Source organism: Acetobacter sp. P5B1 (genome assembly GCF_018811985.1).
GTDB lineage: Bacteria > Pseudomonadota > Alphaproteobacteria > Acetobacterales > Acetobacteraceae > Acetobacter > Acetobacter cerevisiae.
Map to the genome: position 1 here is coordinate 137,272 of NZ_JACRVS010000002.1, position 13,801 is coordinate 151,072.

The 13,801-nt window shown below is 58.7% G+C and carries 14 protein-coding genes; 12 read left to right on the forward strand and 2 right to left on the reverse strand.

Features of this window, described 5'->3' with window-relative positions:
* The first annotated feature begins 53 nt into the window (after positions 1–53).
* Positions 54–1,070: a GTP 3',8-cyclase MoaA gene (moaA, locus tag KP703_RS01975; RefSeq protein WP_215753641.1), complete on the forward strand. Its 1,017-nt coding sequence runs from the start codon at positions 54–56 to the stop codon at positions 1,068–1,070.
* Here moaA and KP703_RS01980 read toward each other — a convergent pair.
* On the reverse strand, positions 1,067–1,954 hold the full coding sequence (locus tag KP703_RS01980; RefSeq protein ID WP_215753642.1) for a methyltransferase domain-containing protein: 888 nt from the start codon (positions 1,952–1,954) through the stop codon (positions 1,067–1,069). The genes moaA and KP703_RS01980 overlap by 4 nt on opposite strands.
* 78 nt (positions 1,955–2,032) lie before the next feature.
* On the opposite strand from KP703_RS01980, the gene KP703_RS01985 reads away from it, so the two are divergent.
* The 5 genes from KP703_RS01985 (at position 2,033) to KP703_RS02005 (ending at position 5,496) form a co-directional block, all read left to right on the forward strand.
* Positions 2,033–2,818, forward strand: a complete 786-nt coding sequence (locus tag KP703_RS01985) for a ComF family protein (protein ID WP_215753739.1) — start codon at positions 2,033–2,035, stop codon at positions 2,816–2,818.
* 57 nt (positions 2,819–2,875) lie between these two features.
* Positions 2,876–3,139 (forward strand): glutaredoxin 3, encoded by a 264-nt coding sequence (gene grxC / locus KP703_RS01990; RefSeq protein ID WP_062140138.1) that lies wholly within the window; start codon positions 2,876–2,878, stop codon positions 3,137–3,139.
* Between the two features lie 16 nt (positions 3,140–3,155).
* Positions 3,156–3,623, forward strand: a complete 468-nt coding sequence (locus KP703_RS01995; protein WP_215753643.1) for a DUF1178 family protein — start codon at positions 3,156–3,158, stop codon at positions 3,621–3,623.
* Between the two features lie 95 nt (positions 3,624–3,718).
* Positions 3,719–4,192, forward strand: coding sequence for a DUF2147 domain-containing protein (locus tag KP703_RS02000; protein ID WP_231874843.1), 474 nt, complete (start codon positions 3,719–3,721; stop codon positions 4,190–4,192).
* 26 nt (positions 4,193–4,218) lie between these two features.
* Positions 4,219–5,496 (forward strand): lactonase family protein, encoded by a 1,278-nt coding sequence (locus KP703_RS02005; RefSeq protein WP_215753644.1) that lies wholly within the window; start codon positions 4,219–4,221, stop codon positions 5,494–5,496.
* On the opposite strand, the gene ubiG is transcribed toward KP703_RS02005, so the two are convergent.
* On the reverse strand, positions 5,483–6,223 hold the full coding sequence (ubiG, locus tag KP703_RS02010) for a bifunctional 2-polyprenyl-6-hydroxyphenol methylase/3-demethylubiquinol 3-O-methyltransferase UbiG (protein ID WP_215753645.1): 741 nt from the start codon (positions 6,221–6,223) through the stop codon (positions 5,483–5,485). The two genes, KP703_RS02005 and ubiG, sit on opposite strands and share 14 nt — an antisense overlap.
* A 120-nt stretch (positions 6,224–6,343) precedes the next feature.
* Here ubiG and KP703_RS02015 point away from each other — a divergent pair, with 120 nt between their 5' ends.
* The 6 genes from KP703_RS02015 to prfA all read left to right on the forward strand — a co-directional run bounded on the left by KP703_RS02015 (position 6,344) and on the right by prfA (position 13,800).
* A complete protein-coding gene (locus KP703_RS02015) occupies positions 6,344–7,597 on the forward strand; it encodes an aspartate kinase (protein WP_062251090.1) in 1,254 nt (417 codons plus the stop codon).
* A complete protein-coding gene (locus KP703_RS02020) occupies positions 7,590–8,675 on the forward strand; it encodes a nitronate monooxygenase family protein (RefSeq protein WP_062251166.1) in 1,086 nt (361 codons plus the stop codon). The genes KP703_RS02015 and KP703_RS02020 overlap by 8 nt, the downstream gene beginning before the upstream one ends.
* The gene (locus KP703_RS02025; protein ID WP_215753646.1) at positions 8,668–10,053 is read left to right on the forward strand and encodes a helix-turn-helix domain-containing protein; all 1,386 of its coding nucleotides are present in this window, start codon (positions 8,668–8,670) and stop codon (positions 10,051–10,053) included. Before KP703_RS02020 ends, KP703_RS02025 begins: the two co-directional genes overlap by 8 nt.
* Positions 10,054–10,183: 130 nt before the next feature.
* Positions 10,184–11,344: a flavodoxin-dependent (E)-4-hydroxy-3-methylbut-2-enyl-diphosphate synthase gene (ispG, locus tag KP703_RS02030; RefSeq protein ID WP_062140149.1), complete on the forward strand. Its 1,161-nt coding sequence runs from the start codon at positions 10,184–10,186 to the stop codon at positions 11,342–11,344.
* Positions 11,345–11,473: 129 nt separating this feature from the next.
* Positions 11,474–12,745: a histidine--tRNA ligase gene (hisS, locus tag KP703_RS02035; RefSeq protein WP_215753647.1), complete on the forward strand. Its 1,272-nt coding sequence runs from the start codon at positions 11,474–11,476 to the stop codon at positions 12,743–12,745.
* Positions 12,742–13,800 (forward strand): peptide chain release factor 1, encoded by a 1,059-nt coding sequence (prfA, locus tag KP703_RS02040; RefSeq protein WP_215753648.1) that lies wholly within the window; start codon positions 12,742–12,744, stop codon positions 13,798–13,800. The genes hisS and prfA overlap by 4 nt, the downstream gene beginning before the upstream one ends.
* The last annotated feature ends 1 nt before the right edge of the window (position 13,801 follow it).

Sequence of the window (13,801 nt, forward strand, 5' to 3'; positions counted from 1 at the left end):
ATGACCACTTTGGGTTTCGACAAAACGTTTCCTTCCGACTATATAGAGGACCTATGTTGTCCGGTTTAGTGGACCCTGCAGGGCGCCGCATCTCCTATCTTCGTGTTTCGGTCACAGATCGCTGTGACATGCGGTGTACGTACTGCATGTCCGAACGCATGACGTTTTTACCGCGCGCGGATGTTCTGGATTTTGAGGAGTTGCTGCGGCTGTGCCAGGTTTTTGTGAAGCACGGCGTCAAACGGTTGCGGATTACCGGGGGCGAGCCTCTGGTCCGGCGGGATATTGGTCCGTTTTTTGAAACACTGGGCCAATGGCTGCACCATCCCGAACAGGCGGGATCTCTCGACGAATTAACTCTGACGACCAATGGTAGCAGACTGGCGCTGTATGCCGAGACGTTGTTTCGCGCCGGGGTGCGACGGGTCAATGTCAGTCTGGATACGCTGGATGAAGAGCGTTTTGCCAGCATAACGCGGCGGGGAAAACTGGCTGCCACGCTGGACGGCATCAAGGCTGCACGAGATGTCGGTCTGGCGGTGCGGGTCAATGCCGTGGCGATGGCTGGTGTGAATGATGATGAATTTGACGCCATGCTCGCATGGTGTGGAGAAATTGGCGCAGATCTCTGTCTGATTGAAACCATGCCAATGGGGGATACGGGGGAAGATCGTACAGCGCGCTATCTGCCGTTATCAGAGGTTAAGACTGATCTTGCCAAACGCTGGACGCTGGAGCCGCTGGCGGATCGCTCAGGTGGACCCGCGCGCTATATGCGTGTTGTGGAAACCGGGCAGCGCATTGGGTTTATCACCCCGATGAGCCATAATTTCTGCGCGACCTGCAACCGTGTGCGTCTGTCGTGCACCGGACAGCTTTATACCTGCCTCGGGCATGAGGATGGCGTAGATTTGAGGGCTATTCTGCGGTCTGGCGGGGATGACACTGCTATTCTGGCCGGCATACAGGCAGCGATTGATCGCAAGCCGACGGGGCATGATTTCATGCTGGGAGCAAAGCCAGGAGAAGTCTCCGGGCCTGTGCGCCACATGAGTGTAACAGGCGGCTAAAAACGCTTGCTATCGGTGGGTACTTCAGGCTGAGCAGCGTCAAGAACACTCTCCAGCGTATGTGTAAAGGCACCGGGTTTTAAAGGCTGCTGCTGGGTAGGTGAGGGAGCCCAAGCTGTCAGAATAGCCATATGCAGCGGCATGGCGAATGTATCCGCTTCATCCGGATTCAGTTCAGCCGCAGCGGCGGGGAAGAGGAGGCGCGGCGGCACAGTCCTGCTCCGCAGCGCCAGAGCGTTTGTCTCTCCTGCTGCGCGTAAATCCCGCAAAAGCGCCATGAGAGAGCGGTAGCGCAAATCCAGCTTTTCCGTATCCACAACCGGCAGGGCAAAGCCTGCACGCTGGAGCAGGTGTGCGCAGCTTTGCTGCGTTGGCAGCGGCGAGACACGCGGCGAGATCCCGTCACATAAGGCCAGCTCGGCATCATCCAGAGCCTGCCTGAGCGGGCGCAGGGTCGGCAGGATTGGCATGCTGGCGAGGAACAGACCGTCTTGCTTCAAAATGCGGCAAATCTGGCTGAATGTGCCGGGGAGGTCATTAATCCAGTGCAGGGAGAGGCTGGCAGTGACCAGATCAAAGCTGTGCGGGGCAAAAGGGAGCGTTTCTTCATCCGCGCAGATGGCGTGTTCGGGAGCGCACGCCGCCATGGCGGGAGAAAGATCGGATGAGATGACGGGAATGCCGCGTGCCGTCAGCCGTTGCGCCATAATCCCGCGGCCGCCCAGATCAAGCGCACAGGTAAAATGCCGGGTGACATCATCAAGCCGGTCCATCAGAATATCCGCAGCGGCATCCAGAATAGGCATGACTGAGGTATGCAGTCTTGCTGAGCGGGTTCTGTGGGCTTTGACCGCCTTGCGATCAAAAATGACGGGGGCATCCATAACGGGAGACGCTGCGCGTTTCAGGTGGGTTTGCCAAGGGGAGGCGTGGCCAAAACGTATGCTGCACGAGGCTTTGTGATGGTGGGGAAATATGCCCGGAAAATAGGTACGGCAGCGCTGGACGTGCTGTTTCCGCCCACGTGCCTGTTATGCAATGCGGATGTCGCGCAGGCAGGACTGGTCTGCACAGACTGTTTCGGGCGACTGCATCCTGTTGTGGCCCCCTGTTGTGATGCGTGTGCCACGCCACAAACTGCTCAGGCTTATATCGGGATGGATGGATTATGTCCGGGCTGTGAACGCCATCATCCGCTCTGGGCGCATGCTCGTGCGGTATTTTTATATGATCAGGCAAGTCGGGACCTGATCCTGCAATTGAAATATGCGGACCGGCTCGAAAATGCCCGCTTTCTGGCAAACCGTATGGTGCAGGCCGGGCAGGATCTTTTGGTCTCGGACGCCGTGCTGGTGCCTGTGCCGGTGCATCGCTGGCGCCTGATCGGGCGGCGTTACAATCAGGCTGCGATTCTTGCCTGGGCTCTGGCGCGGAGAACCGGATTGCGCTGTGTGCCAGATGCTCTGGTGCGCAGAAAAGCAACGTCGCGTCTGGCAAGCTTTTCGCCGCAGGAACGCAAGGCTGAAATGGAGGATGCCATAGCCGTGCATGGGGGACGCATTTCAGAGTTTGCAGGACGATCCGTAGTGTTAGTGGATGATGTGCTGACGACTGGGGCAACCGCAACGGTCTGCACGCAGGTCTTGCTGGATGCCGGTGCGGCCTCGGTTAGCCTGCTGGTGGCGGGGCGGGTACCTGCGCAAAAAGAAGTTGATCTTGATTTTCCAGTCATGGAAACGACTATGTGAAGAGAAGTGTAGGCATGCCGGATTTGGCTGCCCTATAAAAATGAGGAAAACGGCACGATGCCAGCAATAGAAATTTATACGCAGCCCGGTTGCCCATATTGCGTGCGCGCTGTGCGGCTTCTTGAGAGCAAGAATGTGTCGTTCAAGGAGATTAATGCTCCCCGAGGCACGCCGGAACGGGAACAGGCATATGAGCGCTCAGGCGGAAGCTCCACTGTGCCCCAGACATTTGTGGATGGGCGGCCTCTGGGGGGCTGTGATGATCTGATGCGTCTGGAACGGCAGGGGCAGCTGAACGCCGCTCTTGGGCTGGCGGACTGATCCGGGAAGGCGAGGGATGATCTGCTACCGTTTGCGCTGTGCTGCCGGGCATGAATTTGAAGGCTGGTACCGTGACAGCGCAACTTTTGCGCAGTTACAGGCTGGTGGCTTTCTGTCCTGCCCTGAGTGTGGCCACGCGGACGTGCAGCAGGCACTGATGGCCCCCGCCATTGCCAAAAAATGCTCAGACAGCCCGGCCCCTCGCCAGAGTCCTGAGAGCTCGGTTGAAGGTGCTACGGAAAAGGCTGCCAGTGCAGTTTTGCCCGACCAGATGGTCGCGGCATTTCAGAAAATCCGGCAGGCCGTGGAAACCGGGTGTGAAAATGTGGGAGATCGATTTGCTGAGGAAGCCTTGCGGATGCACCACAAGGAAGCCCCGGAGCGCGGGATCTACGGTCAGGCCTCGGAAGAGGATCGTTCCATGCTGGCGGAAGAAGGCGTGGATGTTTTGAGTATTCCATGGGTGCGCCGTGCTGATAGCTGAATATTGAAGGGCAGGCTGTAACGTGGCATGACCACCAGCTGGTTCCAGCCCGTACCGCCCTTCTGCTGGCGTGTCTGAAAAGGGAGAAGAGCAGCGTGATTCTCAAAAACGCGTGGATGACGGCGTTTCTCAGCTCGTTTCTGCTCTGTGCCGCAGTGATAGCGCCAGCTCATGCACAGGCAGCTGAAGCGCCGGAAAGCGTCTTTATGGGCTACTGGCTCAGCCAGGGGCATGACGGTGTTTTCAAAATTGGGATGTGTGGCGATACCGTCTGCGGCCAGCTCGTCGGGCTGAGCTATCAGGGTGACGATGTGCCCAAAGACCATAAGGGGCAGTCCGAATGTGGCCTTCAGATGCTGACGGACTTTCGTCAGTCGTCCGACGATAAAAAGCGCTGGAACGGCAAGATCCTCGATCCGGATAGCGGGCATGTCTATCAGGCTCAGATCTGGTCTCCTCAGAAAGATGTTCTGAAGTTGCGCGGCTATATAGGCCTGCCACTTTTTGGTGAAACACAGACCTGGACGCGGTATGAGGGGACACTGGGGCCAGTTTGCAAAATGCCCTGAAATAAAAATAATAAGGCGATAACAGTATGACACACTCCTTTTCCCGACGTATTTTTGGTCTGGGTAGTTTTGCGGGTGCTTTGACTGTCGCCCTGCCTGCTAAGGCGGCGGATGATACAGCAAAAGCGCCTTCGCAGGACGAAAAACCAACCCGGCGGACCATCTGTTACATTGGCGGCTACACGAAGCACGGGCCGCCCGGTGGGAATGGAGAAGGCATCAGCGTTTTCGAGATGAATCAGAAAACGGGCGCGCTGACCAACCTGACAACCTTTACTGATATCGCCAGCCCTTCTTACATCACGCTCTCACCCGACCGGCGCTTTCTGTATGCGCTGAGCGAGATTAATGACTTTGACACCGCGCACAGCGGGTCCGTAACGGCTTTTCTGGTTGATCAGGCGACTGGCGGCCTGAAAAAGCTGAATACGGTTGCCTCTGGTGGGGCTGACCCTGCCCATCTGAGTGTTCATCCCTCAGGCCGGTTTGTCATGGTGGCGAATTACACCGGTGGCACCATTGGCATTCTGCATGTGCTGGCCGATGGCTCTCTGGGGCGCATGACGGACCTTATCCATAACTCCGGTCCCCGGATGCCCGACCGCGCGGCAGATAACCCGCCCGGTAACTTTGCGGTGAGCGACCATTCCTCCGCGCATCCGCACATGATCAAGACCGATCCGAGCGGCAAATTCGTGCTGGTTATGGATGCCGGGCTGGACCGTGTGTACGTCTGGACCATCAATCTGGAGACCGGCAAGCTTTCTCCCGCTGCCGTTCCCTTTACGACCATGACGCCCGGTTCCGCACCACGCCACTATGTCTTTGGCTCTGAAGGGAAGAAGATTTATCTGCTGTGTGAGCAGGACTCCAAGGTGGTGGTAGCGGATTTTGACCCGCAAACGGGCAAAATTTCCCCGCAGCAAACTGTCAGTTCTGTCACAGCCCACTTCCGGGGTAGCACACTGGCGGCGGGTATTCTGCTCTCCCCGGATGAGCGCTTTTTGTATGTCTCAAATCGTCTGGGGGATTCGCTGGCAGTCTTTCAGGTGTCCAAAGATGGCAGCCTGACTCTGGTGGATGAAATCTGGACCCACGCCGATTATGGCCGGTCTCTGATGTTCGATCCGTCTGGCAGCTATTTGTATGTTGCAAACCAGAGGAGTGATTCCATCACATCATTCCGCGTGGATAAGACAACCGGCAAGATCAGCTTCACGTGGGACTTCACACCAGTTGGAAGCCCCACATGTTTTGAGTTTATGACAATCGCAGCAGACCCGACGGACGTCAGCCCTTCCTGAAGGCTGCGATGTAATTCACGCTCAGGTCCCGGCTCTCTTTCCACCCGGAAAGAGAGGGGGACATGCCGGCAAGAGCCTGAATGCGCAGGTCGGCCTCCCGGCCAAAACGCCCCAGCTCTGCCGGGGTAAGAAACTTGCGCCATTCATGCGTGCCGATAGGCAGCAAACGCAGCACATATTCCGCTCCGATTTTGCCAACCGCCAGAGAGCGCAGGGTGCGGTTCATGGTGGAGACAATCACAATCCCACCCGGCTCCACCAGATCAGACAGCATCTTCATAAATGCTTCAGGATCAGTGACATGCTCGATAATTTCTAAGGCGACGACGGCGTCAAATTTCGCCTTTTCTTCCACCAGTTCTTCCGCACTGCCAACCCGGTAGTCCAGCGTGCCAGACCCTTCTGGCAGAGGGTGGGCTTCCAGATGCGCACGGGCGGCGGCGATACCGTCTGCCGAGGCATCCAGCCCCAGAACATCGTGGCCGGCTTTGGCCAGAGCCTCACTGGCAAGACCCGCGCCGCAACCAATATCCAGCACCCGCACATGGCGTGTGGTGCGGCCCCGCATGGGGAAGTGGCGACAGGCCCAGCTAATGCGCAGGGTGTTCATGGCGTGCAGCGGCCGCATGGGGCCGGTGGGGTCCCACCACTGGCTGGCCAGTGCGCTGAAGCGGGCGATTTCCTCAGGAGAAACGGAAGAGGCAGCGTCTCGGCTGGAGGGATGCATGGAACAAAATTCCTTTCCTGCTGATCTCCCCCGCTGGACGAGAGGGGGCCGGGAAGGGTATGTGACGCGCCTTGTGAAGCTTCGCAACCATTTGCAGCCCGTCTGGTGGAGAAAAAAATTATGCCCGGTTCCGTCCCTCGGATCGTCATGAAGTTCGGTGGAACATCCGTGGGGGATCTTGAACGCATTAAGGCCGTGGCCGAGCGTGTCAAAAAACAAAAGGAAGCCGGCTGTGATGTGCTGGTGGTTGTCTCGGCCATGGCCGGGGAAACCAACAAGCTTGTCGGCTACTGTCAGAACCTGTCTGACCTGCATGATGCCCGGGAATATGATTCCATTGTGGCAACGGGTGAGCAGGTGACAAGCGGCCTGCTGGCCATTGCGCTGCAAAAGCTGGGCGTGCCCTCACGCTCTTTTGCTGGCTGGCAGGTGCCTATCCGCACCGACTCGGCACATGGCAAAGCCAGTCTGGACACGATTGACGGTGAGCGCCTGCTGGGCTGCATGGCCGAAGGAATGGTGCCGGTTGTCGCAGGCTTTCAGGGCGTGGGGCCTGATGGGCGCGTGACGACGCTGGGGCGCGGTGGGTCCGATACGTCCGCTGTGGCTCTTGCTGCCGCCATCAAGGCGGACCGATGTGATATTTATACCGATGTGGACGGGATTTACACAACAGACCCGCGCATTGTGGCCAAAGCCCGTAAGCTTGAAAAAATCACCTATGAAGAAATGCTGGAACTCGCCTCGGTAGGGGCCAAAGTTCTGCAGACGCGTAGCGTGGGACTTGCCATGCGTGAGCAGGTGCGTGTTCAGGTGCTTTCAAGCTTTGTGGATGGCCCGGCGATGGTTGAAGGTAAACTGCCCGGCTCTCTTGTGGTGGATGAGGACGAAATCGTGGAAAAGAAACTGGTAACCGGCATTGCGTATTCCCGTGATGAAGCAAAGCTGTCGGTCAGGCGTATTCCTGATCGTCCGGGTATTGCCGCGGCCATTTTCGGCCCGCTGAGCGAAGCCAACGTGAATGTGGACATGATTGTGCAGAGCACGGGTGCTGATGGCACAACGAACATGACATTCACCACCAGCAAGACCGACCTGCCGCGCGCTATCAGCACGCTGGAATCTGTGCGCGATGCCGTGCAGTATGAAGAGCTGGCAACAGACGATGATGTGGTGAAAATCAGCGTTGTCGGCACAGGCATGCGCTCGCATGCCGGCGTAGCTGCTACCATGTTCCGTACGTTGTCTGAACGGTCTATCAATATTCAGGTGATCTCCACCAGCGAGATCAAGGTGTCCGTCCTGCTGTCTGCTGAATATGCAGAGCTGGCCGTGCGCGCCCTGCACACAGCCTATGGACTGGACAATGTCTGACATGCTCGCTCTCGACCTGAATGCCCCGCCGACCGAGGCTGAAAAAGCCCGCGCCCGGAAGCGCTTTGACCATTTGTGTCGGCGCGGCACGGAGTTTCTCGGCACGGACTACGCCATTCTTGGCGGTGCGATGTCCTGGGTGAGTGAGCGGAATCTGGTTTCAGCCATTTCCAACGCAGGCGGGTTTGGCGTGATTGCCTGCGGTGCGATGCAGCCCGAACGGCTGGCGGAAGAAATTGCCGCCACCCGTGCGATGACGGATCGCCCGTTTGGCGTGAACCTCATCACCATGCATCCGCAGCTGGATGAGCTGGTGCAGGTCTGCCTGAACGCTGGCGTAGGCCATATTGTTCTGGCCGGTGGCATTCCGCCGGGTGCAGCCATTAAGGCGGCGAAGGAAGGTGGTGCAAAGGTTGTGGCCTTTGCTCCGGCACTGGTTCTGGCCAAACGTCTGATTAAAATGGGTGTTGATGCGCTGGTGATTGAAGGCGCAGAAGCAGGCGGCCATGTTGGCCCTGTTTCTCTGACGGTGCTGGCGCAGGAAATCCTGCCGCATATCGACCAGGTTCCGGTGTTTGTGGCTGGCGGTCTGGGCCGGGGAGATGCGCTGGTGTCTTACCTGGAGCAGGGGGCATCCGGTGGCCAGCTGGGCACGCGTTTTGCCGCTGCGGCAGAAAGCATTGCGCATGAGAAATTCAAGAAAGCCTTTGTGCGTTCCAATGCGCGTGACGCCATTACGTCTGTGCAGCTGGACGAGCGCTTTCCGGTTATCCCGGTGCGCGGCCTCGTGAATGAAGGGAGCCGCCGCTTCCTTGCGCATCAGGCAGACGTCATCAACCGTTTCCAGAGCGGTGAACTGACGCGCGAGGAAGCTCAGCTTGATATCGAACATTTCTGGGCTGGTGCGTTGCGCCGTGCTGTGATTGATGGTGATGTTGAAAACGGATCTGTCATGGCTGGGCAGTCTGTGGGTATGGTAAAGGCCGTTCAGCCTGTGGCTGAAATTATCTCTGACCTTGTTGAGCAGGCTGTTGTGGCGCTCGTCCGCCAGCAGCGGCGCATGGATTGTAATGGCTGAATCCGGTTCTGTTCCAGAGCAGGAACTTCCTGCTTTCTCTCCCCCATTGCCTGATGTTGAAAGCCTCGGGGTGGGGGCGGCGTTGCGTACGCGGCGGGAACAGCTTGGATGGTCTTTGCCGGATGTTGCAGCGTGGCTGCGGATCCGTGAATCTTATCTGGAAGCGCTGGAAAGCGGGCGGGCTGGCGTTTTCCCAGCTGAAGCCTATGCGCTTGGCTTTTTACGTACCTATGGGGCCGCTTTAGGGTTTGATGCTTCAGCTCTGGTCGTGCGTTACAAGCGGGAAGGGAAAGGGGGGGGGCGAAAGCCTGACCTGACCTTCCCCGCACCGCCGCCTGACAGGCGTATCCCGCCCGGTGTCAGCGTTTCTCTGGGGCTTGCTGTTATCCTTGCAAGTTATATCGGGTGGTATCACTTCATCGGGCATGCTCCGCCCTTGCCGGAGCATGTACCGCCGGTTGCCACCATTATTCCCGGTGCACAGACCAATAACGCGCCGTCTCCGCAGGTCGCCTCCATTCTGCCGGGGCCAGGTGCCGTGCCCTCTCGCAGGCCAGAGGATCAGGCTTCTTCCGGGGTAAATAGTGCCAGTGCGCCTCAGGCGCAGACTGGCAGCCAGCCGTCTCTGGATCAGAACGGCAATCCGGATTTCTCAAAGCCGTCATTTCCTGCGACGCAGGGTGAAGCGACGCCTGATGCCGGGGCGGTTGCTGGCGTAACCGGAGAGACTGCTACCGGAAACAGTGGGGCGGCAGGGGGCACGCAACCTGTGTCAGATCAGCCGGGCACCATTGCTCCCGCAGCTCTGCCGGATAATCAGGTTGTCCTCAAGGCCATTGCTCCCAGTTGGGTGCAGGTGAAGGACGCCAGCGGCAAGGTTGCGTACGATCACATCATGCAGGTGGATGACCAGTGGACCGTGCCCGCAGACGGCGGTCCGTATAGCCTCACTGTAGGCAATGCTGGCGGTATTGTGCTGAGTTCAGGGACGGTGACGACGCAGCCGCTGGGGCGGAACGGGTCCGTGCGCAGAAAACTGGTGCTGACGCCTGAGGCTGTAAAAGACGGCTCTCTGGCCGCTGCACAGGCTGCGTCGTCAGCCGGTGTGTCTGGCCCGAGCCCGAGCGTAAGCCCCGCGGCACAAACGGGTAACGGTGTGCCTGCCGTGCCGGAGAGCAAGCGGCCTCCCGGAGTGAGCGGTGAGGGTCCTGCACCGACTGTCGGGGCGGATGGACAGCCGCTGTCACCCCCGCCAGTTGCGGATGCACCGCCACAAGAGCCGCCCAAACCCCGGCCTCGGCATCGCCCTGTAGAAAAGCCTGAACCCAGTGCGGATGATCTGAATGCTCGTCAGCTTCAGGGGATAAGCGGGCACTGAAGGACTGTTTTTCGTGCTTTCATGTAGCCAACGCGCATTGATTTTGGCAGGAAGGCATCAAACGTAATGGGCAGGCGCGTGACGGAACGCGGTTTGCCTGACAACTGTCGTCGCGACAAAAGGATGTAACATGAGTGGCTACCGGCCTTACCAGCATATCGAGCGTCGGAAATCACGGAAAATCCATGTCGGCAAAGTTGCCGTCGGTGGGGATGCGCCGATTTCCGTCCAGACCATGACCAACACCCTGACCAGCGATGCGCAGGCCACGATCGAACAGATCCGCCGTGCAGAACTGGCAGGCGTGGATATTGTGCGTGTGTCCTGCCCGGATGAAGACAGCACCAAGGCGCTGGAAGAAATCGTGCGCGAAGTGAATGTGCCCATCGTGGCCGATATTCACTTCCACTACAAACGTGCGATTGAAGCCGCCAAAGCCGGTGCTGCCTGCCTGCGCATTAACCCCGGCAATATCGGCAGCCCCGACCGCGTGCGTGAAGTGGTTCAGGCCGCCAAAGACTATGGCTGTTCCATCCGTATTGGTGTGAATGCCGGCTCTCTGGAAAAGCACCTGCTGGAAAAATACGGTGAGCCGAACCCCGAAGCGCTGGTGGAAAGCGCTCTGGAACACGCCAAAATTCTGGAAGATCATGACTTCCGTGAATTCAAGATCAGCGTGAAGGCTTCTGACGTGTTCATGGCCGTTGCAGCCTATCAGCAGCTGGCTGATGCCTGTGACTATCCGCTGCATATCGGTATTACGGAAGCAGGCAGCAAGCGCGCGGGTACCGTGAAATCCTCTATCGGTCTGGGTAATCTGCTGTGGGCCGGTGTGGGTGACACCATGCGTGTTTCCCTCTCCGCAGCGCCTGAAGAAGAAGTGCTGGTAGGCTGGGATATTCTGAAATCCCTCGGTCTGCGTCATCGTGGCGTGAAAATCATTTCCTGCCCGTCCTGTGCGCGTCAGGGCTTCAACGTGGTTGAGACGGTGCAGACGCTGGAAGATCGTCTGGCCCACATCAAAACCCCGCTGACCCTTTCCATCATCGGCTGCGTGGTGAATGGGCCGGGTGAAGCGCTGATGACCGATCTGGGCGTGACCGGCGGTGGCTCTGGCCGCCACATGGTCTATTCCGCTGGCAAGCAGGACCATACCGTGCCGGGTGGCGACATGATTGAGCATGTTGTGGAACTGGTGGAAGCCCGCGTGGCGGCCATTCAGGCAGAAGAAGCTAAGGAAAAGGCTGAAGGCGTAGTGCCGGAACTGCCGGAAATGTCTTCCGCCAAATAAGGTCTCGGACAGGTGCGTGCGCGGGCTTTCTGCCTGCCACGCCCCCGAGAGATTTTTCCTTTTTTATTACAGATCAGGACACGATCTCCGGCGGTCTGAACCGTGCGGATGTCAGGTCGGGAGTCATTCGTGAGCAGCATTCAGCCCGTTAGAGGAACGCACGACCTTATTGGGGAGCAGCAGCGCCGACACGCCCATGTGGTGTCTGTCGCCCGCCATATTGCTGGCCTTTACGGGTTTGATGAATGGGCGACCCCGATCTTTGAGGAAACCCGCGTCTTCTCCCGCTCGCTGGGCGATACGTCGGACGTGGTTTCCAAGGAAATGTATTCCTTCAATGACCGCGACGGGGAAAGCCTGACCCTGCGGCCGGAAGGGACGGCAGCGATCTGCCGCGCACTGGTGACCAATGGCCTGACCCAGTCTCTGCCGCAGAAGGTTTTTTATGCCGGGCCGATGTTCCGGTATGAGCGCCCGCAGAAAGGCCGGTATCGCCAGTTCCACCAGATTGGTGCGGAGCTTCTTGGCGCAGGGGAGCCGCTGGCCGATGCAGAAGCCATTGCTCTGGCGCACCAGCTCCTGACGGCACTTGGCGTTGCAGATGATGTGACGCTGGAACTGAACACACTCGGCGATACAGCCAGCCGTGACGCCTGGCGGGCGGCGCTGGTGGCGTATTTCTCCGGCCATAAAGACAAGCTTTCCGAAGACAGCCTGAACCGTCTGGAAAAGAACCCGCTGCGTATTCTGGACAGCAAGGACGCCGGGGATCGCGTTCTGGTAGCCGATGCGCCGATGATGGAAGAATTCCTGACACCGGAAGCGCGTGCATTCTGGGATGGCCTGCGGCGCACGCTGGATGGGTTCGGGATCGCCTACAAGGTTAACCCGAGCATCGTGCGCGGGCTGGATTACTATAACCACACGACGTTTGAGTTCGTCACGCGTCGCCTTGGCTCTCAGGGCACGGTGCTGGCTGGTGGGCGTTATGACGGGCTTGTGCAGCAGATGGGTGGCCCGGAAGTGCCGTCTATCGGGTGGGCTGCCGGGGTGGAGCGCCTTGCTATGCTGCTTGAGGAAGCGCCTGCTGCACCGCGTTCTGTGGTGATTGTACCGGTTGGATCGCCGGATGAAGGGGCTGTGCTGAGCATCCTGCAAACGCTGCGTCAGCAAGGCGTCCGGGTGGAAATTGGCTATCGTGGTTCCCTGCGCAAGCGGATGGAGCGGGCTGGCAAGCAGAACGCCAGCCATGTGCTGTTCCTGGGTGATGACGAGCTGGCGCGGGGCAGCTTCCGTGTGAAAAACATGGAAACGGGCGAAGAAGCAGAAGTCTCGCGTGACACGCTGTTTTCCAACGCTGCCAGCGTGTTTGCCAAAGCAGGTGAGTCTGCCGCGCAATGACTTTAGACGAACGGCTGGACAGAATTGTTGGCCGGGCGCTGGAGCTTGAAGCCCTGCTGGCAAGCGGTGTGAGCGGTGAGGCCTTTACACAGGCCTCACGGGAGTACGGGGAAATAGAACCCGTCGTCTCCCGCATTAACGCCCTGCGGGCGGCGGAGCAGGAAGCCCTGCAGGCGGAAGCTCTCCTCGCTGATCCTGAAATGAAGGAACTGGCTGAAGCCGAGCTCTCCGAACTGCATGAAACGCTCCCGCAACTGCGGCAGGATGTCCGTCTGGCCATGCTGCCGCGTGATGCGGCGGATGAGCGCAGCGCCATTCTGGAAGTCCGTCCTGCGGCGGGGGGGGATGAGGCCGCTTTGTTTGCCTCAGAACTGTTCGATCTCTATCGCCGGTATGCGGACCTTCGGGGCTGGCGCTTTTCCGTCATGGATTATGATGAAAGCGAGCTTGGCGGCCTGCGCTGTGGCATTGCAGAAATTACCGGCAAAGGCGTGTTCGCCCGCCTGAAATATGAATCCGGCGTGCATCGGGTGCAGCGTGTGCCTGCCACGGAAAGTCAGGGTCGCATCCATACCTCAACCGTGACGGTGGCCGTGCTGCCGGAAGCGGAAGAGGTGGATGTCACCATTGATGAAACCGATTTGCGCATTGATGTCTATCGCGCCTCGGGTGCTGGTGGGCAGCATGTGAATAAAACGGAAAGTGCGGTGCGCATCACCCATATGCCCAGCGGCATTGTGGTGGCCATGCAGGAAGAAAAAAGCCAGCATAAGAACAAGGCCAAGGCCATGAAGATCCTGCGGGCGCGGCTGTATGAGCGGGAGCGTGCGCAGGCGCATGAATCTCGTGCGGCAGACAGGCGCTCTCAGGTTGGTACGGGCGACCGATCAGAGCGTATTCGCACTTACAATTTCCCACAGGGGCGGGTGACGGACCATCGGGTGAACCTCACCCTCTACAAGATTGACCGCATCATGCTGGGTGAGATTGATGACTTTGTGGATGCGCTGACGCAGGAAGAGCAGGCGGCTCTGCTGGCGGCCGAAGGGCTGTAAG

What these genes read in the sequence shown, in the direction of transcription:
- moaA (WP_215753641.1), top strand. Translation starts at nt 54, where the DNA reads ATGTTGTCCGGTTTAGTGGACCCTGCAGGGCGCCGCATCTCCTATCTT.
- KP703_RS01980 (WP_215753642.1), bottom strand. Translation starts at nt 1,954, where the DNA reads ATGGATGCCCCCGTCATTTTTGATCGCAAGGCGGTCAAAGCCCACAGA.
- KP703_RS01985 (WP_215753739.1), top strand. Translation starts at nt 2,033, where the DNA reads ATGGTGGGGAAATATGCCCGGAAAATAGGTACGGCAGCGCTGGACGTG.
- grxC (WP_062140138.1), top strand. Translation starts at nt 2,876, where the DNA reads ATGCCAGCAATAGAAATTTATACGCAGCCCGGTTGCCCATATTGCGTG.
- KP703_RS01995 (WP_215753643.1), top strand. Translation starts at nt 3,156, where the DNA reads ATGATCTGCTACCGTTTGCGCTGTGCTGCCGGGCATGAATTTGAAGGC.
- KP703_RS02005 (WP_215753644.1), top strand. Translation starts at nt 4,219, where the DNA reads ATGACACACTCCTTTTCCCGACGTATTTTTGGTCTGGGTAGTTTTGCG.
- ubiG (WP_215753645.1), bottom strand. Translation starts at nt 6,223, where the DNA reads ATGCATCCCTCCAGCCGAGACGCTGCCTCTTCCGTTTCTCCTGAGGAA.
- KP703_RS02015 (WP_062251090.1), top strand. Translation starts at nt 6,344, where the DNA reads ATGCCCGGTTCCGTCCCTCGGATCGTCATGAAGTTCGGTGGAACATCC.
- KP703_RS02020 (WP_062251166.1), top strand. Translation starts at nt 7,590, where the DNA reads ATGTCTGACATGCTCGCTCTCGACCTGAATGCCCCGCCGACCGAGGCT.
- KP703_RS02025 (WP_215753646.1), top strand. Translation starts at nt 8,668, where the DNA reads ATGGCTGAATCCGGTTCTGTTCCAGAGCAGGAACTTCCTGCTTTCTCT.
- ispG (WP_062140149.1), top strand. Translation starts at nt 10,184, where the DNA reads ATGAGTGGCTACCGGCCTTACCAGCATATCGAGCGTCGGAAATCACGG.
- prfA (WP_215753648.1), top strand. Translation starts at nt 12,742, where the DNA reads ATGACTTTAGACGAACGGCTGGACAGAATTGTTGGCCGGGCGCTGGAG.